This is a genomic window from Parafrankia elaeagni (assembly GCF_000374165.1).
Classification (GTDB): domain Bacteria; phylum Actinomycetota; class Actinomycetes; order Frankiales; family Frankiaceae; genus Parafrankia; species Parafrankia elaeagni.
This window is the reverse complement of record NZ_KB893728.1, coordinates 216,439-237,264: the sequence shown is the minus strand read 5'-3', so window position 1 is coordinate 237,264 and position 20,826 is coordinate 216,439. Positions and strand designations below refer to the sequence as shown.

At 73.9% G+C, this 20,826-nt stretch carries 17 protein-coding genes; 4 read left to right on the top strand and 13 right to left on the bottom strand.

The window, feature by feature from the left end; translation table 11 throughout:
• Nucleotides 1-178: 178 nt before the first annotated feature.
• A complete protein-coding gene (locus tag B207_RS0117485) occupies nucleotides 179-1,048 on the bottom strand; it encodes a sugar phosphate isomerase/epimerase family protein (RefSeq protein ID WP_026311160.1) in 870 nt (289 codons plus the stop codon).
• Between the two features lie 456 nt (nucleotides 1,049-1,504).
• On the opposite strand from B207_RS0117485, the gene B207_RS0117480 reads away from it, so the two are divergent.
• Nucleotides 1,505-2,125, top strand: coding sequence for a copper resistance CopC family protein (locus tag B207_RS0117480; protein ID WP_018637860.1), 621 nt, complete (start codon nucleotides 1,505-1,507; stop codon nucleotides 2,123-2,125).
• 24 nt (nucleotides 2,126-2,149) lie between these two features.
• Here the strand turns inward: B207_RS0117480 and B207_RS0117475 are convergent, their stop codons facing one another.
• The 5 genes from B207_RS0117475 to B207_RS34355 form a co-directional block, all read right to left on the bottom strand.
• Complete coding sequence (locus tag B207_RS0117475; protein ID WP_018637859.1) at nucleotides 2,150-2,941, bottom strand: hypothetical protein; 792 nt, start codon at nucleotides 2,939-2,941, stop codon at nucleotides 2,150-2,152.
• A gap of 105 nt (nucleotides 2,942-3,046) precedes the next feature.
• Nucleotides 3,047-5,425: a beta-glucosidase family protein gene (locus B207_RS0117470; RefSeq protein ID WP_407671428.1), complete on the bottom strand. Its 2,379-nt coding sequence runs from the start codon at nucleotides 5,423-5,425 to the stop codon at nucleotides 3,047-3,049.
• A gap of 251 nt (nucleotides 5,426-5,676) precedes the next feature.
• Nucleotides 5,677-6,495, bottom strand: a complete 819-nt coding sequence (locus B207_RS0117465; protein WP_230205072.1) for a hypothetical protein — start codon at nucleotides 6,493-6,495, stop codon at nucleotides 5,677-5,679.
• Between the two features lie 213 nt (nucleotides 6,496-6,708).
• Nucleotides 6,709-7,131 carry a hypothetical protein gene (locus tag B207_RS0117455; protein WP_018637855.1) on the bottom strand — a complete coding sequence of 141 codons (423 nt, stop codon included), beginning with the start codon at nucleotides 7,129-7,131 and terminating at the stop codon, nucleotides 6,709-6,711.
• Between the two features lie 365 nt (nucleotides 7,132-7,496).
• Nucleotides 7,497-8,093, bottom strand: coding sequence for a TetR family transcriptional regulator (locus B207_RS34355; protein ID WP_018637854.1), 597 nt, complete (start codon nucleotides 8,091-8,093; stop codon nucleotides 7,497-7,499).
• Nucleotides 8,094-8,224: 131 nt separating this feature from the next.
• Here B207_RS34355 and B207_RS0117445 point away from each other — a divergent pair, with 131 nt between their 5' ends.
• Entirely contained in the window at nucleotides 8,225-8,590 is a 366-nt protein-coding gene (locus B207_RS0117445; RefSeq protein ID WP_018637853.1) for a nuclear transport factor 2 family protein, read from the top strand.
• Nucleotides 8,591-8,641: 51 nt separating this feature from the next.
• Here the strand turns inward: B207_RS0117445 and B207_RS0117440 are convergent, their stop codons facing one another.
• Both B207_RS0117440 and B207_RS0117435 read right to left on the bottom strand, forming a co-directional pair.
• Nucleotides 8,642-8,926 carry a hypothetical protein gene (locus tag B207_RS0117440; protein ID WP_018637852.1) on the bottom strand — a complete coding sequence of 95 codons (285 nt, stop codon included), beginning with the start codon at nucleotides 8,924-8,926 and terminating at the stop codon, nucleotides 8,642-8,644.
• A 147-nt stretch (nucleotides 8,927-9,073) separates the two neighbouring features.
• Nucleotides 9,074-9,610: a VOC family protein gene (locus B207_RS0117435; protein ID WP_018637851.1), complete on the bottom strand. Its 537-nt coding sequence runs from the start codon at nucleotides 9,608-9,610 to the stop codon at nucleotides 9,074-9,076.
• Nucleotides 9,611-9,906: 296 nt separating this feature from the next.
• Here B207_RS0117435 and B207_RS0117430 point away from each other — a divergent pair, with 296 nt between their 5' ends.
• The gene (locus B207_RS0117430) at nucleotides 9,907-12,666 is read left to right on the top strand and encodes a SpoIIE family protein phosphatase (RefSeq protein ID WP_018637850.1); all 2,760 of its coding nucleotides are present in this window, start codon (nucleotides 9,907-9,909) and stop codon (nucleotides 12,664-12,666) included.
• 49 nt (nucleotides 12,667-12,715) lie between these two features.
• Here the strand turns inward: B207_RS0117430 and B207_RS0117425 are convergent, their stop codons facing one another.
• Complete coding sequence (locus tag B207_RS0117425) at nucleotides 12,716-13,729, bottom strand: zinc-binding dehydrogenase (RefSeq protein WP_018637849.1); 1,014 nt, start codon at nucleotides 13,727-13,729, stop codon at nucleotides 12,716-12,718.
• A 133-nt stretch (nucleotides 13,730-13,862) separates the two neighbouring features.
• On the bottom strand, nucleotides 13,863-15,080 hold the full coding sequence (locus B207_RS0117420) for an acetyl-CoA C-acetyltransferase (protein WP_026311159.1): 1,218 nt from the start codon (nucleotides 15,078-15,080) through the stop codon (nucleotides 13,863-13,865).
• Nucleotides 15,081-15,440: 360 nt separating this feature from the next.
• Here B207_RS0117420 and B207_RS0117415 point away from each other — a divergent pair, with 360 nt between their 5' ends.
• Nucleotides 15,441-17,474: a DNA polymerase gene (locus B207_RS0117415; protein WP_018637847.1), complete on the top strand. Its 2,034-nt coding sequence runs from the start codon at nucleotides 15,441-15,443 to the stop codon at nucleotides 17,472-17,474.
• An 11-nt stretch (nucleotides 17,475-17,485) separates the two neighbouring features.
• Here B207_RS0117415 and B207_RS0117410 read toward each other — a convergent pair whose 3' ends face one another.
• The 3 genes from B207_RS0117410 to B207_RS0117400 form a co-directional block, all read right to left on the bottom strand.
• Entirely contained in the window at nucleotides 17,486-18,259 is a 774-nt protein-coding gene (locus B207_RS0117410) for a cobalt-precorrin-6A reductase (protein WP_035741062.1), read from the bottom strand.
• Entirely contained in the window at nucleotides 18,256-19,437 is a 1,182-nt protein-coding gene (locus B207_RS0117405) for an ABC transporter substrate-binding protein (protein WP_018637845.1), read from the bottom strand. Before B207_RS0117405 ends, B207_RS0117410 begins: the two co-directional genes overlap by 4 nt.
• A 252-nt stretch (nucleotides 19,438-19,689) precedes the next feature.
• The gene (locus B207_RS0117400) at nucleotides 19,690-20,811 is read right to left on the bottom strand and encodes a hemerythrin domain-containing protein (protein ID WP_018637844.1); all 1,122 of its coding nucleotides are present in this window, start codon (nucleotides 20,809-20,811) and stop codon (nucleotides 19,690-19,692) included.
• Between the last annotated feature and the right edge of the window lie 15 nt (nucleotides 20,812-20,826).

Below are 20,826 nucleotides of genomic sequence, written 5' to 3'. Positions count from 1 at the left end.
GCGGGCGATGACGGCTGACCGCCGCGGCACCGGTTTCTCCCCGGATCCACGGCCGCCCGCGGCGATGACTTTCCCGGGGACCGGCTTTTCCATGGACCGCGGGGCGCCGGTGACACCGTTTCCCGGCTGGCCGGTATACGCCTTCCGCCAGCCGGGTGAACGGCGTCCTCCTAGCTGTTCATACCCGCCCGGAAAAGCGAGTTCCGAGGACCTTCTCGGTCGCCGCGTAAACTCGCCGCGCCATTTCCGCCGGCCCGAGTTCCGCAAGCGGGGCGGAATACACCTCGGCCGCGATGACCGGTGTGGCCCCGGCGGCGGCGAGCACATCGAGCACGGCCGGGATGTCGATGTCGCCCTCGCCGGGCAGCAGCCGGCCGGTCGTCGTCTCCACCACCGGGTCGTCGGCGGGCCGGGCGGGCGCGTCGCACAGCTGCACCACGTGCACGCGGTCGGCGGGCACCGCCCGCAGCACCGCCTCGTCCAGCCCGCCCGGCTGGCGGAACAGGTGCCAGGTGTCCAGCACCAGCCCGAGATTGGGCCGGTCGACCGCGTCGAGCAGGCGCAGCGCATCCGCCAGGGTCGGCACCACCGACCAGGGTATGAACTCGTAGCTGATCCGCAGGCCGCGCTCGGCCGCGAGATCGCACAGGTAGGCCAGCCGCTGCGCCACCTCGGCCGCCGACGCCCCCGACCTGTCGATCGTGATCGCCACGACCTTGTCGCAGCCGGCGTGCCGGGCCAGGTCGAGCAGCGGCACGGCCTCGGCGGCGATCGTCTCCTGGTCGGCCGTCGCCCAGCCCATCAGCACCTCGACGGTCACGACCTCCAGCCCGCGGGCCCGGTGCAGGTCGAGGAACTCCTCGCGGGCCATCCCGTCCGCGGCCGCGCCGTCGACATGGGCGCCGGTCAGCTGCACGGCACCGAAACCGGCACCGGCCACCGCGTCGACCAGGGCACGCGCCTCGGCCGCCCCGAAGGGACCGCCGAGCGGAAAAAGCGTCGGGGCGGTCACCGCGGCCGACGCGGCACCGGGCGCCGGCGCAGTCACCGTGCCGCCCCGACCCACACGGAAAACACAGCCCGATCATCGACAAAACCGGGGCGTGCACTCGTGCGAATTCCCGCATCCCGGCCGCCCGATAAAAAGATCGCCCTGCCCACCAAACAGATCAGCCTGTCCACGGCAACTCCCGTTGACGATATGACGACATTCGGATAACACAGATTAGGTGTGTCGTCGGTCGCACGTCAAGGCAGCATCCCGGAAGTAATACCGTTCCGTTCCACGCGAGATGACGGAAATGACCACGGCGGCGCACCGGATTCTTCTGCCCCCCGGCCGGCCGCCACGCTGACGCAGCCGACACCGGCCGCAGCGCGCCACCGGGCTCCGCCCGTGGAGCCGATGCAGGCAGACGTGCAGGCAGACGTGCGGGCAGACCCGCGCGGGGCGGGAGGCCGGCTCTGCGGTCGGCGGGGCGGTCCGCGCCGTAACATCCGAGCCGTGCACAGACGATCACGCGCGACCCGGTCCGCAGCGACACTGGTCGTCGCACTGGCCGTACTGACGGTCACTGCCCTGGGTTCGCCCGCCTGGGCCCATACCGCGCTCACCACCTCCGATCCGGCTGCCGGTGCGACGCTGGACACGGTCCCCGGGCAGATCTCGCTCACCTTCAGCGGGCTCGTCCGCGCCGACGGCTCCACCGTCACCGTGACGGGCGGCGCGGGCGCGCCCGTCACGGTCGGCGCACCGTCCGCTGCCGACACCACGCTGACGGTGCCCGTCACCGGGCTCGCCAACGGCCGCTACCAGGCCGTCTGGCGGGTGATCGCCGGGGACGGCCATGCGATGAACGGCGACTTCTCCTTCACCGTGGCCGCCCCCGCACCGCCGCCCACACCCACGCCCACGCAGACATCGACGACATCGACGTCGGCACCGACGGCTGCCGTCACGTCCGCGACGAGCACCGCCCCGGAGGTGATCCGCCCCGCGCCGGACGACAGCGGCGGCGGGCACGGCTGGATCCTCGCGGTGATCGGCGCGGGTATCGCCGCCTTCGCCATCATCGCCGCCATCTTCGTGATCAAGAGGCGGCGGCCGACCCGTCGCGAGCCCTGACGGGCGGACCTCCCCTCGGACGGGTCAGGCCAGGCCTGCCGGGGTGACCCAGTCGGGGGCGAGGCGCTCGCCGCCGACGGTGAGGGTGAACGCGCCCTCCTCATCGAGCAGGCCCACGAGGAGGGCGAGCAGGGTCTGCAGCCGGGCGAGCCGGGCGCTGGCCGCCACCGCGGCCTCGGGTGACTCCAGTGCCGCGGCGAACGCGTCGAACCACTCGGCGAAGACCTGGTCGTAGTTGTCGTGGAAGTAGGCGAACCCCAGGCACTCGGTCGCGGTGCTGCCGGGACCGCCGCGCATGAGTTCGCCGATGGCCCGCTGCTCCTCCCGCCACAGCATGAAGCGGGAGGAGTGGTAGGTGTCGACCCGGTCGTACTGGTCACTGCTGAACGCCCCGCCGATGTCCGCGAGCAGTGCGGCGACGACCCGGGTGTCGTCGGCGCTCTCGAAACGCAGCAACGCCAGGCGCGAGTACACGATCTCCAGTGTCCCGAAGTAGCGGGCGACGCAGAACAGCGTGCCCAGCAGCGCGAGCCGGCTCCGGCGCTCCGTGGACGTCAGATAGGCGAGGAACTCCTTCTTGCGGATGGCGTGGATGCGGGAACCGAGATCGAACGCGGCGACGAGCAGCGGTTCCCGGTAGCGGTCGAGTTCGGTCTTCGCGGCGGACCGCTTCTCGTTGTCCCGCTCGGACCGTTCGAGGTCGTGGCGAAGGCGTTCCATCTCGACGCCCTGCCGGTGTGTCCACACCGTCGCGGCGACCGCGACGACAGCGCTCAGCACTGAGGAGATCAGGGCAGCGACGATCCCCGCGTCCATGATCCCCCGCCCCCGTGACGTCGTCGATCTGCCGCGACAGCAGCGTATCGATCGCCCGCGGCGCCGACCCGGAAACGCACAGACACAACGCTGCGCGCCCGACGCTCAACGCGCGACGACGGTGACGTCCGAGAGGTAGGTGCGTCGGCCGTCGAGGACGACGGTGTCACCGGCGATCTCGAAGGTGCCGGTCAGCCGGATGTCCGCGGAGGAACTGCCGACGTGCACCTGGACGGGGCCGGGCTCGAGGACGAACTCGCCGGTCAGGCCGACATAGCCCAGCTGGCTCATCGGTACCGTGAACCGCACCACGGCGGCGGTGCCGGCGGCGAGGGTGAGGCGGGTGAAACCGACGAGCTCCCGCGCCGGCCGGCTGACTCCGGTGGCCTGGTCGGAGAGATACAGCTGGACGACCTCGTCCCCGGCGCGCGCCCCGCTGTTGCGCACGGTCACCTCCACGGTGACGGCGCCGGTGCCGGCGTCCACCCGCTCCGGTGTGACGACGAGATCGCCATAGGTGAAGTCCGTGTAGCTGAGTCCGTGGCCGAACGGGAACAGCGGGGTCGAGGCCAGGTCCTGGTAACCCTGGTGCATGTCCAGGTCGGTGCGCCGGTAGCCGGTGCCCGTCGGCTGCCCGGAGTGGACCGGCACCTGCCCGGAGTGGCGCGGGATCGAGACGGGCAGGCGCCCGCCCGGGTTGACCTCGCCGAACAGCACCTCGGCGAGCGCCGTGGCGGCGTGCGGCCCGCCGTAGCAGGCGTACAGCAGGGTCGGTAGGACGTCGACCAGCGCGGTCAGCGCCAGCGGCCGCCCGGTGTGGACGATGCCGACGCACGCCGTCCCGGTGGCGGCGACGGCGCGGGCGAGATCCACCTGGTGGGCGGGCAGGTCGATGTCCGCGGTGTCGCACCCCTCGCCCTCGGTGATCCGCGGGGTGAACCAGCCGGCCCGGCCGCCCAGGGCCAGGATGACCACGTCGGCGTCACGGGCGGCGGCGACGGCGACGGGGACGTCCGCCGGTTCCTCGGCCAGCACGCCGCAGCCGGGCGCGATCGTCACCTCGACGCCGGGGGCGGCCCGCCGGACGGCGTCGACCAGCGAGACGGCTCCGTAGCTCTCCCGGACGTACTCGTCGATCGGGCTGGCGAAGGCGGCCATCAGCTCCTCGCCGAGCAGCTCGATCGCCTCCGCGGGCAGGTCGGCGGCCAGGTGCTCGGTACCGGGGATGGCAGCCCGCTCGCCGGTGATGCGGGCACGGAGCATCTCCAGCGCGCCCGGGTAGGTGTAGGGCGGGAACGCGACGGCGACTCCGTCGGCGTGCGGGCCGACGACCGCGATCCGCCGCAGGCCCGCCCGGTCCAGCGGGAGCGTCCCGTCGTTCGTGAGCAGGGTGACCGACTGGCGGGCCAGGGCCAGCGACAGCCCCGACCCCTCGCCGGCGACGCGGCCGAGGGTGACCGGGTCCTCGTCGACGTAGGGCTGGTCGAACAGGCCGAGCGCGAACTTGTCCCGCAGCACCCGCCGCGCGGCCCGGTCGAGGTGCTCCTCGGGGATGGCACCGCGCCGCACCGCCGCCGCGAGGGCCGGGCCGTACCCGTAGGGGGTCGGCAGCTCGACGTCGAGGCCCGCGGCGAGCGCGAGACACCCGGCCTCCTCGGCGTCGCGGGCGACCGCCAGCCGGGTGTGCAGGTGGCGGACGGTGTCGTAGTCGGAGACGACAGTGCCGGTGAAACCGAGCCTCTCCCGGAGCAGGGTGGTGAGCACGGCCGGGCTCGCGCCCACCGGCACCCCGTCCACACTGCTGTAGGAGTTCATCACCCCGCCCAGGCCGGCGAGCCGGATCGCGGCCTCGAACGGGCGGGCGTACACCTCGTACAGCTCCCGCGGGCCGGCGGTCGTACGCGCCATGTTCTGCCCGCCCTCGGTCAGCCCGTAGCCGAGGAAGTGCTTGCCGGTCGCGATCACCCCGTCGCGCGGGTCCGGCCCCTGCAGGCCGCGGACGAAGGCGACCCCCATCGCCGACACGAGATAGGGGTCCTCACCGTAGGTCTCGTGCACCCGGCCCCACCGGGCGTCGCGGGCGACGTCCAGCACCGGGGACAGGACCTGGCGGTGCCCGATCGCCCGCGTCTGGCGGCGCAGGACGCCCGCCATCTCCTCCACCCCGGCCGGGTTCCAGGTCGCGGCCAGGCCGATCGCGGTCGGGAAGCCGGTGAACCCCGGTGAGACGACCCCGTTCAGCGCCTCCACATGGAACAGCGCCGGAATGCCGAGCCGGGTGTGCGTGACGAGAAAACGCTGGATCTCGTTCACCGAGCCCGCCAGCCGCGCGGGAGCCGGATGGCTGAGCATCCCCAGCGGTGCCACGTGACCGATGCCGGTGCCCAGCAGCCGCTCCGCCTGGTCGTGGAGCAGACCGGCCCGGCCGAACAGGGCGATCGGCATGACGCCGGTGACCTGCTGCGCCTTCTCCTCGACGGTCATCCTGCGCAGAAGCTCGTCGGCCCGGGCCTGGGGGCTGCGGGTGGCATCGTCCCTGCGGGTGGCATCGTCCCTGCGGGTCACCTGGGCACTCCCGGGTCCGGGGTCTGCGGTCTGCGGTCTGCGGGTCCGGCGGCACTCACGTGGCGGCAGCCGCACAAAGCGTGACGCTAACACCGCCATCGGCCTGCCGGCAGCCACCGCGGATCAGGCGTTCACCGGACCTCGCCCGGTTCCACCGGCGCGGGATCCGGTCAGTGACGCCGGGCTGGTCGACCGAACAGCGCCCTGGTCACCTCGCGGGTCGCCCGCGCGACCGGCAGCCAGAACGTGCGGCGCACCCAGCGGGCCGGGGCGACAACCACCAGACCCCAGACCACAGCGACAGCCCGGGCCACTGGCACGACCACCGCCCGCCACACCACGACAACCGGCCGGACCAGCACGACCCGCAGCACGATGCCCACGCCACGGCAGATCGCGGCCGCGACCCGCAGAGCGAACCGGACCGCCACGGCGACGGCGCGGCCCACCGGCACCATCACCACCCGCCAGACCCAGCGGAGCGGGCACACCACCAGCACCCACAGCACCTGCTGCCACAACCATCGCGCCGGCACGACCAGCAGGTAGGTGACCAGGAACCGCACGGGCACCACGACCAGGAGGTGGAGCAGGACCCGGGCGGCGGCCAGCAGGGGCCACAGCACCCACCGCCACAGCAGGCGCCCCAGAGGCGCCAGGAACCAGTCCCACACCAGGCGCTTCAGCCCGAGCAGGAGCGGCCGGGCCAGCCAGTTCCACAGCAGCGTCCGGAGCGCCCGCACGGTCAGCACGGCCAGTTCCCAGAGCAGCCGCAGGGGCACGACCACCACGAGCGCGACCAGCAACACCGGCGCCCGGACCAGCCGGAACAGGAGACCCTCCGGCGGGGCGCCCTCGGCCCGCTCACCGGGCCGGGCTGGTCGGGGCGGCCGGGCTGGTCGGGGCGGCGGGCTCGGCCGCGGCCCGCTCGGAGGCCTGGCCGCCTCTCCCGGGCGGGCCTGCCAGTCATCGGGGGGATGTGCTGCCACGGACAATTGTCTACCGCCCGGACGCACCAGCAGGCCCGCTCCTGTCCGGAGGCCTACACGTGCCGACCCGCGTGGTTTGCGGCTCCGGGCCGCGTTCAGCCGTCGTGTCGCCCCGGCCTACGGGACGTCGCGCAGCACCCGCGCACGGATGCTGATGTCGCAGCGGACCGGCACCGCGTCCCTCGGTTCCGCGGTGCCGCCCGGGCAGGAACGCTAGGCGGTCGGCACGGTCGACGGCGTGGCGGACCGGGACGGATGCGCCGGCACGACCGCGAGACGGGGCCCCGTCACGCGAGGCGCCGCCGGTGTGGCCGAAGCCGCCGGACGGGACGGCACCGCGGAACCAGGCGCCGGGGTCTGACGGGGCACGATCGACAGGAGCGGCGCCGCCGCCGGACGGGCGGCGCCGGTCAGGTCGGGCGCCACCGCCGGGCGGGGCGCGGCTGACCACCCGGGCGTCGCCGGCGCGGCGGGCGCGGAGCCGGCGGGCGCGGAGCCGGCGGGCGGCGAGGCGAGAGTCAGCCCCGGCGGCCCGGCGAACGCGGCCGGCCTGGTGAAGGCGCCCTCGATCGCGTGCATACCCAGCATCATCACCATCAGCGCGAAGGGGAACAGCACGATCAGCACAACGATCATCTTCGGTCGTCACCCTCCGGACGGCTCGGTCCGGCGCCTGGTCCGACGTCCAGGAACCCGGCCGGTTGTGAACGCTACGCGGCGCGGACCGGCCCGCCCACGGCAGAGAGCACCGTCGGCGGACGCCGCAGGTCCCGATGTCCGCGGGGCCCTCGCCAGGTGCCAGGGGCTGGGCCTGTCCCGCAGGCTTCCCGGCCGGTGTTTCGGCCACCGCCCCCGGGGTCTGCCAGACTGACCTATGCCTGGTCAGAATCCCCTTCCCGCCCGGCGACGTCCCGCCCACCGGTGGCCCCCGCGGTCAGTCGGGCGCACCCGATCCGGGTAGGCCGAGGGGTCGGCGCTCCCGACCGGTACCGCCGTGTCCCTCAGGCCGGCAGGCGTCCGTGACGGACGTGCCGGGTGCTCGGGGTCGGGCGCCCGTTGTCGGCGGTGAGGCGGAACACGGTGCGTTCCAGGCCCGGCAGGATGTCGGCGGCCCCGATGACACCGTTCGTGAACTGCCAGACGAGCCCGTGGGCCACATTCGTCACCACGGCGGCGATGTCCTCGGCGTAGCGCGGTTCGCAGCCTTCGAACAGCACGCGGGACGCCGGTTCGATGGCCGCGGTGGCCTGTTCGAAGAGCCGGTACCCGCCTGGCTCCCGCTGGGAGCGCACCCAGGCCGCGAGCAGCCGCGGATGCTCCGTCCACGGTTCGAGGACCCGGTGGAAGATCCGCATGAGTCCGTCGTACAGGCACTCCGGCGCCGGGGCCGGGGCCGGGAGAAGCCGCGGGTCGGCGTGGATCGCCAGCCACTGCTCCAGTGCGGCGACGATGAGCTCGTTCCGGGTGGGAAACACCTTGTAGATCGTGGTGAGGGAGACCTGGGCCCGCAGCGCCACCTCGCGGAGACGGACCTCCTCGTAACCGCCGGACTCCAAGAGCTCCAGCACCACACGGACGATCTCATCTGACGGCTGCACGCGAGCTCTCATCCCCTGGGACCAGAACGCCTTCCCCACAGGTCGGACCAGCCTACGAGGATCGGTGACATCCGCCTGCCGACCCCCCGGTGATCGTCCAGATTACCCCGTCGAGATGGGAGAATCCTGACATGCTCTGGACCGCCGAGGACGCCGTCTCGTTCGCCGAGCACCACATCGCCGTGTGGAACAGGCTCGATCCCCATGAGATCGTCGAGCTCTACGCCGAGAACGTCGAGCTGACCTCCCCCTTCGCCGAGCAGGTCGTCGGCACCCCCGTCGTGCGGGGTCGGGACGGGCTGCGCGACTACTTCGGGCGCGCTGTGGGCGCCAACCCCGGCCTGCGGTTCGAGATCGTCGATGTGCTGCGCGGGCTGGACGGCATCACGTTGTACATGCGCGGCGTCGGCGGCAGGCTGGTGGCGGACGTCCTGGTCGTGAACGCCGACGGGCTGATCGAGAAGGTGTCCGCGTACTACAGCTGCTCGCCCTCATGAACCGGGCGCGCCCCGGGCGCCGGTAGCTCCGCGCGGGCCCCGCGAGCGGCGTCAGTACGGGATCTGCACCGCGTAGACCTGCTCGTGGTCGGCGGGTGTCCACATCCAGCCCGCGCCCAGCCGTGAGCCCAGGACCTCGGCCGCGCGCACCGCGTACGGCTCTTCGGGGTTGGTCATCCCCCAGCGCTTCGCGATGGTGTGCGCCGCCCCGCGCGCGGCCGCCACGGCCTGCTCCTCGTCCGCGAAGACGCCGATCACCATCAGCGCGGGCTCCTCGATGATGCCGCACTCGATACAGCCGACCTTGCAGACGAGCCAGTTGACCCTGCCGTCCACCGGGATTCCTCTCCGCGCAAGTTCGACGTCCGGTAGAACTTCCGGTCACGAGAGTACTCAGCGCCGAACTCGCGCAGCCGCTCTCGCTCGAGTCGTCACAGCGACCAGAGGAAGATCACAGATTCGAGGGGCCGCGGGAGGGCGGGGTCACGACCTCGGGCCCCACAGTTCCCGGACGGTCGCGAAGACCCGCTGGTCATGGCTGAACTCGATCACGTTGCCATCCGGATCTGTGGCGGCACAGATGTAGCCGATCGGGCCGGGCATGTCCCGCGGTTCCCAGTGCAGGCAGCCGGCGGCCCGCGCCCGGGCGGCGACATCGTCGACGTCCGCGCGGGTGGGCAGCTCGATGCCGATGTGCGCGAACGGCTTCAGGATGCCCTGCCGGCTGCCCCTGGTGGCATTGAACGAGGCCAGCACCAGCACGAACGGTGTCTCCCACTGCCCGGGGTTGGACAGCCAGACGTTGCGTCCGTCGGCGTCCTCCCGCGTCGCCACCACCACCAGCGGAGTCATGGACGTGTAGAAGGCGATGGAGGCGTCGAGGTCACCCGACGGCAGCGCGATGTGGGTCCAGCGCGGCCGTACGATCCCGGCACCGCCCGCCTGCTCGCCGCCGGTCGCGCTGCCCGGCGCGACGGCGGGCCGGGCAGCTGGTCTCGCGTCGGTGGTCACCGGCGTCACTCCCTTCCGGGTCGATGCGGGTATCGGTCCGCCACCCGCTCGGCACCGTCATACCCACTGCGGCGCCGGGCCTCCCGCTCTTCCCGGGTTCGACGACCGGCCCGGCACCCGCACGGGGACGTCGGCGGGGACGTCCCGGCATCCCACCGGGACAGCGGGACGCGGAACAGCGGGACGGTCGAAAGAAGGAGGAGATGCGGAGGAGATGCGCCGAAAGCCCGGTCGGCCCGGAAGGCGGCGTTGGGACGGAGCCTGCCGGGAGGTGTTTCCCGGCGAAGGCAGGTATACATGGTCCGGTGGACTACGGCCTGGCTCCGGCAGCACCTTCGGGGTGGCCTCCGCCGGGTGAGGGCTGGGTCCGGGCCGGCCAGTGGGAGCTGGACTGCCAGCCGTCAGCGCCGTCCGCGGTGCGTCGGCTGGTGGGCGCGGCGCTGGGTGGTGACCAGTGGGCCGACCTGCGGCCGGACGCCGTCCTGATCGCCAGCGAGCTGACGGCGAACGCCTGGCTGCACGGCCAGCCGCCGGTCGAGGCGCGGCTCCTGGTCTCCGGCGAGGCCGTCCGCATCGAGATCGCGGACGGGAGCGTGACACCGCCGGTGTGCCCGCCGGCCGGTGGCCTGGGGCTCACCGGGCGCGGCATCGGCCTCGTCGCCGCGCTCGCGGCGCGGTGGGGTGTCGCCCAGGCGGGCAGCGGCAAGATCATCTGGGCGGAGCTGGCCGGTGAGACCGAGCTCCCCGGTGACGCGGAGCCACCCGCGGCCACCCGCGCACCCGACCTGGCGCCGCCCGACGCGGGTGACCCGACACGGGTCACGGTCAGGCTGGGGGACGTCCCGACAGATCTGCTGCTCGCGGCGAAGAACCATGTCGACGGGCTGATGCGGGAGTTCACCCTCGCCATGTCCGGGGCGCGGAACGGGTCCAGCGGTCCGCTGCCGGGGCGGCTCGCGGACCTGCTGCGGATCGTGACGACCAGGTTCGCCGAGCCGCGGGAGGCGATCCGGCGGCTGGCGCTCACCGCGGCCGCCGGCGGCGCGCCACGCACCACCCTGGATCTCAAGCTGTCCGCCACCTCCGCCGAGGCCGGCGACGCCTATCTGACGGCGCTGGAGGAGATCGAGAGCTACGCCCGGGCGGCACGGCTGCTGACCCTGCAGTCCCCGCCGCAGCATGTGGCGTTCCGCCGCTGGTACGTCCGTTCGCTGGTGGATCAGCTGCGCGCGCTGGAGACGGGCGGTGCGCCGGTGGCGACGCCGACCTTCGAGCAGTACCTGCTGGACACCCTCGACGCCGAGGTTCTCGCCGGGCGGGCCACCGAGCGCGCGGCACGCCTGCAACGGGTGACCGCGGCGCTGGCCACCGCGACGACACCGGAGCAGGTGGCGGCGGTGGTCGTCTCGGAGAGTGTGACCGCGCTCGGGGCCGCCGGCGGCGGCCTGCTGGTGCCCGCGGAGCCGGGCTCCGCCAGCGCCGCGCAGGTCCAGATCCCGGGGGCCGTCGGGTACGGCGACGAGCTCATGGCGCAGCTTCGGGCGGAGCGGCTGGACGACCAGCTGCCGGCCGCGGAGGCGCTGCGCAGCGGCCGGCCGGTCTGGCTGGAGTCCCGGGCCGAGTGCTACCAGCGTTATCCCGACCTGGCCCGGCTCGAGCCGTCGGTGGTGGCGATGTGCTGCCTTCCCCTGGTCGTCACCGACCAGGTGCTCGGCGCCCTGCGGTTCTCGTTCGACCACCCGCACCTGTTCGACCCGGACGAGCGGGCGTTCGCCGAGGCGATCGCCGCGCAGACCGCGCTGGCGATGGAACGGGCCCGCCTGTTCGCCGCGGAGCGGCGGGCCCGGGAACGGGCCGCCTTCCTGACGACCGCGGCCGAGCTCTTCGCCTCCACCCTCGACTCGGGCCAGATCCTCGACCGCCTCCTCGGGCTCCTCGTACCCCGGTACGCGGACGCGGCGGCCGTCTGGCGGATCCCGATGGACGGCGCCGGCGTCGCGTCCCTCCTCGAGGCCACCGCCGTGACCGCTGCCACCGCCGGCGGCACCGACGCACTGCGCACGCTGACCGGGCGTCCGCCCCTCCCCGTCGTCACGGCGGCGCGGCGTGGGGTCCCCGTCCACGACCTGGCCACCGGGACGTCCGTCTTCCCGCTGCTGGTCGCCGGCCGCGCAGCCGCGGTCGTCGCCCTGGGCCGTCAGCGGCACCTGCGCAGGCAGGACGGCACGCAGGACGATCCGGCCGGACCGGCCGGACCGGGCCGGCCGGTGTACGGGACGGACCCCGCGGACGAGACCCTGACCGAGGAGCTGGTGCGCCGGGCGAGCAACGCGTTCGGCAACGCCCTGCAGTACGAGCGCGAGCGGGCGATCGCGGTGACGCTGCAGCGCAGCATGCTGCCGCGCCGGCCACCCGACGTCGCCGGGCTCACCGTCGCCTGGCGCTACCTGCCGGGCAGCGCCGGCGCGCTGGTGGGCGGCGACTGGTACGACGTCCTGCACCTCGACGGCGGACGGGCCGCGCTGGTGATCGGCGACGTCATGGGCCACGGGCTGCACGCCGCGGCGACGATGGGCCAGATCCGCGCGGCCGCCCGGGCGTACGCCGGGGAGCGGTTCGCCCCGGCCGTGGTCCTCGGCCAGCTCGACGCGGCGATGAGCCGCCTTGAGCAGGGAAGCATCACCACGGTGGCGATGGGCGTCCTCGACCCGGCGGACGGGTCGCTGACGGTGGCGTCCGCCGGGCACCTCCCACCGCTGATCGTGCCGCCGCGCGGGGAGCCGTGGTATCCGCCGGTCGAGCCGGGGCCGCCGCTGAGCACCGGGGTGGCGCAATACCCGGAGTCACAGCTGGTCCTGGAACCCGGCAGCACGCTGCTGCTGTACACCGACGGGCTGGTCGAGGACCGGATCCGCCCGATCGACGAGGGACTGGAGCTGCTGCGGCGCAGCGCCACGCCGGATCTGCCTCCCGAGGAGCTGTGCGACCTCCTGCTCGCCGCGCTGGGCCGCACCGGGGACAACGACGACGACGTGGCGATGCTCGCCGTCCGCCTCGGATCCTGAACCCGGCCCCCCGGGGGGCGGGGCCCGCCCGAGGCCGGTCCGGCGCGCCTCAGGGCCGCAGGATGAGGCGCAGCGGGTCGCCCTCCTTGGTGTGCATGCGCTGGACGGCGACGCTGGCCTGCTCCAGCGGCAGGACGTCGGTGATCGACCGGGAGAAGTCGAGCCGGCCGTGCTCCACCAGGTCCACGAGGCGGGCGACGACATCCGGCCCGGATCCGAAGTGCCCCAGGACCTGGTGCTTCATGTAGCCGAAGGTCGTGCTGTTGCGGATGGTCAGCGGACGGCCGGACAGGCCCACGACCACCAGCCGGCCCTCCTGCGCGAGCACGCCCAGCGCCTGGTCGTACACCGAGGGGACCCCGGCGAAGTCGAAGGCGGTGTTCAGGCCGGCGCCGCGGGTGAGGAACAGAATCCGGTCCTTGAGCGTGTTGTCCCGGGGGTCGAGCGCGAGGTCCGCGCCCAGTTCCAGGGCCCGTGCCCGGGCGGCGGGGACGGGGTCGACGGCGACGATCGGGTAGGCGCAGACCGCCCGCAGCACCTGGACGGCGTGCGCGCCCAGCCCGCCGACGCCCCACACCCCCGCCGCCTCGCCGGGCCGGCTCGCGGCCGTGTGCACGATCGCGCCCCACGGGGTCGACACCGCATCCGGGATGATCGCCGCCTGCTCGAACGGGATCGAGGCAGGCAGCGGGAACACCCACTCCACCCCGGCCAGGGCGTACTCTGCCCAGCCGCCGTCGAAGTCGATGCCGCGGGTGTGCATGTCACCGTCCCGGACCTCACCCGCCTGCAGGACGACCCGCTGGCCCACGGTCAGCTCGGGCACGTCCGGGCCGAGTTCCGCGATCGTGCCGGCGACCTCGTGGCCGATCGTGACCGTGTCGCCGGGCAGGTACCGGGGCCGGCCCAGCGAGCCGTCGATGAGGTGGACGTCCGACATGCACACGCCGGCCGCCTCGACCTTCACCAGCACCTGCCACGGCCCGGGAACAGGTCTGGGGACCTCCTCGATCGTGAGAGTGCGGCTGGGAATGTGGAGGCGGGCGGCTCGCATCAGGTCCACGGATATCTCCCTCCGAACGGTTGTCCAGCGATCGGGAACGCGGCGACGTCACCCAGGTCAGCCACGATGATTTCACTGGTGCCGCTATGCCGGGAACCCAGGGCCGCGCCGGGCTTGTATTGAGACGTGCGGCTTATCCGTCGACGCGTTCGAAGACCGCCGCGATGCCCTGCCCACCGCCGATGCACAGGGTCTCCAGGCCGTAGCGGACGCCCCGGCGGTGCATCTCGCGCAGCAGCGTCGCGAGAATCCGGCCGCCGGTCGCCGCGACCGGGTGGCCCAGCGAGATTCCGGACCCGTTCACGTTGCACCGCTCCCAGTCGGCGGTGCCGAAGCCCCATTCGCGGGTGCAGGCCAGCACCTGCGCGGCGAACGCCTCGTTGAGCTCGATGAGGTCGATGTCGGCGAGTTTCAGCCCCGCCCGTTCCAGCGCCCGCGCGGTGGCGGAGACCGGCCCGATCCCCATCCGCCCCGGCTCGACGCCCGTCACGGACCAGCTCACGAGGCGCGCCAGCGGGCGCAGGCCGAGCCGCTCGGCCGCCTCCGGGTGCGTCACCACGCACGCCGAGGCACCGTCGTTCTGCCCGCTGGAGTTCCCCGCGGTGACCGTCGCCTCCGGGTCGGTGCGGCCCATCACCGGCCGCAGGGCAGCGAGCGACTCGACGGTGGTGTCCGCCCGCGGATGCTCGTCGACGTCCACGACCGTCACGCTGCCGCGGCGGCCCGGCACCCGCACCGGGATGATCTCGTCGGTGAAACGGCCGGCGGCCTGCGCCGCCACCGCCCGCTGGTGCGAGCGCAGCGCGAGCGCGTCCTGCTCGGCGCGGGCGATGCCGTACTCGCGGCGCAGGTTCTCCGCCGTCTCGATCATCCCGCCGGGCACCGGATGGTTCTCACCGCCGGCGGTGACGCGGCCGCGGGCGAGCGCGTCGTGCAGGGTGACGTCCCCGCCGCCCGCGCCCCAGCGCATTCCGGTCGAGTAGTAGGCAGCGTTGCTCATGCTTTCCGCGCCGCCGGCGATCACGACGTCACTGACCCCGGTCTGCACCTGCATCGCCGCCAGCGCCACCGCCTGCACGCCCGACCCGCAGCGGCGGTCGAGCTGCAGACCGGGGACGCTGATGTCCAGGCCGGCGTCCAGCGCGACGACGCGGCCGAGGGCCGGCGCGTCCATCGTCGGGTAGCAGGTGCCGAACACGACGTCGTCGAGATCCGCCGGCCCCAGACCGGTCCGCTCGACGAGGCCCCGCAGCACCGCCGCGCCGAGCGCCTGCGCGCTCAGCGGGCGCAGCGCCCCGCCGAAGCGCCCGACCGCGGTACGAACCGGCTCACAGATCACCGCGTCACGCATCGCACACCCCATTCGATCGTCCGTGCCCGGCCCGGCTGGTACGAACTCGCCGGCCCGCGCGCAGGGCCACTCCGGCGGATCGACGATCTCGCCGACCATACCGAGTTCGTTCCCGCGTCGCCCCTTTATGCGCCCTGCCAGCCCGTCCCCTCCAAAACACCCGACATGCCGCGGAGAAAAGAAGCCGCGGGGCCGGGAACAGGCCGAGGCGGCATCCGCCGGCCGCGCTTTCCGGCCGGTGGTCCGTAGCATGGTCCGTAGCATGGTCTTCCTCGGTTCCGGTCCTTCGCGGAATCTCCATCGGCCGGCGCGGGACGTCCGGCGGCGCCGCTGATGTCGCGCGGAGGGGAGGTCGGGCACGTGTCCCTGGACGCCGGGCGGAACCGGGGTGCTCATCGCCACCACCGCGGGCTTCCCGCCGAGCCGGCGCCTCCCGGCCGCGCCGAGGTGATCACTGACGCCGGCGCCGCGGCGGTGCGGGCGCTGGTCGCGGCCGGAGCTGCGCGGGGCTCGCCCGTGGCGGTGGTCCCGGTGGGCCGCACCGGGGTCGCACTGGCGCACGGGGGGTCGACCTGGGCCTGTCCCGCCGACCCGGGCGCCGTCCTCCGCGCGGTGGAGGCGGCCCTCGCGCCCAGGTGGGTCTGGTGGGCGGTGCACGGCACCGGGCCGCTGCTGGCGGGGGCGGGAGGCGACGACACGTCCGGCGGCACGGTGGCCACCGGAGTCCCGGCCGGGCTCGCGGCCCCCGCGCTGTGCTGGGACCTGGCCGCCGTCCACCGTGTTCTGCACGGCGGGCGGCGGGACGACCCGGGCGCGGTCTGGGCAGCCGCGCGCGGGCTCCCGCCGCCACCGCCGCCGCGTCCTCGTCGCGACGGCCAGCTCGACCTGCTCGCCTCCCTCGACGAGTCGCCGGCGGTACCCGGAGCAGGCGCCGGGAGCCAGGCCCGGGAGGACGGCTGGACGGACGGCTGGACGGACGGCTGGACGGACGGCGCGCTTGGCACGGACGGCCAGCTCCGGCCGGGCTGGGTCGAGGAGACGCTGCGCGGAACCGCGGCGGGCGGGGTGGCCGTGAGGCTGACGCGGGCGGAGCGGTTCGCCGAGCTGGCGCTGGCGGCCATGGCTGCCCAGGAGCGCGCACTGCGGGCCCTGCCCGACCCGCGGGTCCGCCCGACCGGTGTGCCGCTGGCCGTCCTGACGGCGCGCGCCGAGTCGGCCGCGGAGCTGCTCGCCCACGAGCTGGCGCGGCGCGGCCTGCCGGTGCACCGCCCGACAGCCGAGCGGACCATCGCCGCCATCATCGGGCCGAGGCCGCGTGACGAGACCGGACGGGTCACGGCCAGGCAGGCCCGCGATGCCCCCGTCCTGCGCCATCTCGGCCCGTCGGTGGACCTGCGCAGCCCGCTGTCGCTCCGGGCCGGCCTGGCCGCGGTCGGCATCGACGTGCCGGACACCCGGTCGTGGCGGCTCACCGCGCTGCGCGGCGCCCACCCGGTGATCGAGCCGCTGCTGGCCTGGCGGCGCGCGGAGCGGATCGCCACGACCTACGGCTTCGGCTGGCTGGACGATCATGTCGGCGCCGACGGGCGGCTGCGGGGAGCCTGGCGGGGCAGCGACGGCGCCGCGGGCCGGATGACGGCCGACGCCGGGCTGCACAGCCTGCCCGGCGACCTGCGGGTGGCGGTGATCGCCGAACCCGGGCACCGGTTCGTGCGCGCGGATCTCGGCCAGATCGAGCCCCGTGTCCTCGCTGTGGTCTCCGGAGATCCGGAGCTGGCCCGGGCGACCGCCCAGGACGACCTGTACGCACCCGTCGCGGCACGTCTGCGGGTCGACCGCCCCACGGCGAAGGTCGCCGTCCTCGCCGCGATGTACGGGCAGACGTCCGGAGCCGCCGGCCAGGCACTGCGCCAGATGCGGCGAACCTATCCCGTGGCCCTCGCCTACCTCGACGCGGCCGAGGCCGTCGGCCGGGAGCCCGCCGCGCCGGCGGGCATGGCACGGCCCCCGCTGCGGACCTTCGGCGGGCGCCGGATCCCGCTGCCCGTCAGGCCTGACGGCACGGACGAGGCGGACGGCGCGCGGGATCAGGAGAAGCTCAACGCGAGCTGGGGCCGCTTCGCCCGCAACGCGGTGGTCCAGGGCGCGGCCGCCGAGCTGTTCAAGGCGTGGGCGGTGACGGTACGGCAGCTGCTCGTGCCGCTCGGCGGGGAGATCGTGCTCTGCCTGCACGACGAGCTGCTGCTCCACGTGCCCACGGAACGGGCGGACGAGGTGGTGGCGGCGACCCGGAGAGCGCTGGACGCGACGGCCGGCTACTGGGCCTCGGGCAGCGGTGTCCGGTTCGTCGCCGACATCACGGTCTCCGAACGGTGGTCGGACGCCAAGAGCTGAGCCGGCCGCCGCTACCCGCTGCCCGCTCCGTCGCACTGGGTGTCGAGCCAGCGCAGGGCCGCGCCGGAGTCCGGTGCGGTGACCGCGCCGGCTGGCAGCGGGGGCCGGTCGACCATCACCACCGGCAGGCCCAGGGCCCGCGCGGCGCTCAGTTTCGCCGCCGTGAGCGTGCCGCCGCTGTCCTTGGTGACGACGACGTCCACCTGGTGGCGGCGCATCAGCGCCGTCTCCCCCTCGACGGTGAACGGACCCCGTTCCAGCAGGATCTCCGACCGGGCGGGCAGCACGGGCCCGGGGGCCTCGACCGACCGGAGGAGGAACCAGTGCCGGTCCAGACCGGCGAACACCGCGGCGCTGGAACGGCCCGTCGTGAGGAACACCCGCTCGCCGAGCCCGTCGAGAGCGCGGGCCGCCGCGTCGAGTGAGGGCACCCGGTGCCAGCGGTCACCGGCGGATTCGGTCCATCCCGGCCGCCGCATGACCAGGAGGGGCACTCCGGCCGCCCGGCAGCCCGCCACCGCCGTCCCGGTCATCACGGCGGCGAACGGATGCGTCCCGTCGATCACCGCCGTGATCCGCTCGGACCGGAGATAGTCGACCAGACCGTCCACGCCGCCGAACCCGCCGGCGCGGATCCGGGCCGCGCCGGCGGCCCGCGGCAGCGCGGGCGCGGTGACCCGGCCCGCGAGGGAGTAGGTGACCCGCACGTCGGGCAGTTCGGCGAGCCGCTCCGCGAGCAGGCGGCCGCCCGCCGTGCCGCCGAGCACCAGCACCCGCCGCGTCACGCGGCCGGGCCGGAGATGGCCTGGCCGCACCGCGGGGGCTGTTCCACCTCGAAGCCCGTCCCGCCCTGGTTGACCTGTACGAAGGTGAGGCAGCTCGCCGACTGGCCGAAGCCCCTGGTGAGATCGACCGGCCCGGGCAGCAGGCCCGCGCCGTCGAAGTCCGTGATGGATCTCAGCGCGGCGAGCAGCCCGGCCCGGGTGGGGCACGGCCCGGCGGCGTCGAGTCCTCTGATCAGCAGATCCGTGACGATGTAGGACTCGACGGCGGCCTGCGCGTCGGGCGGATGAAGCTCCGGGGCATGACGTGCCAGCGCCGCCAGATACTCCCGCTGGGCGGGCGTGTCAGCCTCGAACGGCTGGTAGGCGAGGTAGAAGTAGGCTCCGGCGATCTTCGCGCCGTACCTGCTGAGGAGCTCATGGCCGTAGCCGTTGGTTCCCACCCCGGCACGCAGCGGGGCACCGGCCGCCACCGCGCCGCCGTACACCTCGGCGAACTGGTCTCCGGAGAGCGCGCCGAACAGGCCGTCGGCTCCGGTCCGGGCGATCTGGCGGCCCAGGGTCGCCGCGGTGATGCCGTTCGGCGTGTAGTCGACGGCCGCGACGATCTCGATTCCGGCGTGCCGCAGGATCCGTTCGATCCGCTGGGCCCCGACCTCGGAGGCCGCCGACATCGAGGTCTTGACGATCACGGCTCGTTGCACCCCCTTCGACCGGGCGAACTGCCCCAGAGTGTCGTAGACGACCGCCGTCGGCACCCGGTTCAGGTAGCTCACCATGTTGTCGTAGCTCGACCAGGCCGGCTCGGTCGCGAGGCCCGCGATCGGGATCTCCCGTTCGTGCAGGTAATCGGCCGAACCGGTGGCCACGATGCTCGCGCTGAGCAGGCCGAAAATGCCACCTCGCTCGACCAGGTCCTGCGCCGCGATCAGATTCGCCGCCGGATTCGACCCGTCATCGCGCCAGTCGTAGACAATTCTGCGGCCGTGCACACCGCCCCGGTCGTTCTCGGACTCGATGCGCGCGTCGATGCCGGACCGGGCACCGATGACCTGACTGGCCGCAGTCCCCGAGTCCGAGATGAGCAGACCCAGGCGGATGGTGTCGCTCGTAATCCCCGGCGCGCTCGCGCAGTCCGGCGCAGCCGGAGCATCCCCGGCGCCGGAACACCCGCTCGACACCGTCAGGAGAACCGCCGAGAGACCGGCTGCTGCCCACGGGGCACGGCGGCGACCCGCGTTTACCCGGCCCCGCCTCCGTTTACTCCAGGTGAAGTCCGGTGTCGAGCGCCGCACACGCCGGCCGGCCACGCCACTTCCCCAGAGCACCATTCCGCTGTTCGCTCCCTTTCCGCACCGGCCATTCAGCATTCGCAGTGGGGCGGCCCGCGTCAACCTTTTCGGGTTGTTTACCCCGCCATGCGGCCGGTCGACTCAGATGCGCACGGGCACGCGGGCCAGGTCGTCACGCACCCGTTCCAGGGTGCGCAGCATGGCGGCCGGAGTACTCGTCTCCCGGCCGCTCACCCGCTCGAACAGCATGGTCACCGCCCCCGCGGAGAGCTCGAACGTCTGGCTGACGTGGGTGCCTGCGGCGTGCTCGCGCAGCTCGAACCGCCACAGCGTGCTGTCCGGCCGGAGACTGGTCCGACGCGTCCGGAACGCGAACATCCGGCCGGGATCGGCGGTGACGATCTCGCATTCACGGGACCACCGGAACCCCCGGAAGCGGTTCCAGCCCTGGAACCGGGCACCGACCACAGGCCCGGAGGCCCCGTCCAGCCACTCGCACCGGTAGCACTCCGGGCTGTACCCGGCCATCCGGCGGACGTCGGACACCGCCGCATACACCTCCTCCACCGGGGCGGGGATGACGATCTCGGCCGCGCCGCGCAGCCGCACCGGGCCCGGTTCCGCCACGAGGGCCCCGTAGGCGATACCCAGTCGGCGCCGGTAACCGGCGCGGCTCACCGCGAGCAGGGCGGGCAGCAGCGGCCCGATCCCGCCGACGACCTCCGCCATCCGGTCCGGGCCCGCTTCGGCCACCCAGGGCAGCGCGAAGGACATCCGCGCCGTCGAGTCGCGGCTCATCCGCTTCTCGAGCCGGGCCAGCTCGGCGTCCGTGATCATGCTCTCGATCGCGGGAACGACCAGTGACTCCTCGACGGCCAGATGCTCGTCCATGAGGGAGTGCAGGGTGCCGGTGACAGTGGCGAGCGCGCCGACCGCCCCGCGGTCGCCGCCGGCGAGCCCCGCCAGCCCGGTGCGCAGCCGCTGGATCAGCAGGTCGAGCTGCTCGTGGTCGGCGCTGAGGGTGGCCAGGCCGTCGGCCGGCAGCCCGAGGTCACGCAGCAGGGGCCAGAGGTAGTCGTCCTCGCCGACATGGTGGTGGTGCAGGACGTCGAGGACGTCGTTCACGTGGTCGCGCAGCGCAACGAGCTGCGCCGGCCCGGCCACCCGGCGGCCGTCGGCGAGCTCGGACGTCACGTCGGCCAGGCGACGCAGCTCCAGGCGGATGGCGTCGTGGATCAGAAGATAGGCGGTCGGTTTCGCCATCGGAGGCTCCCTCGC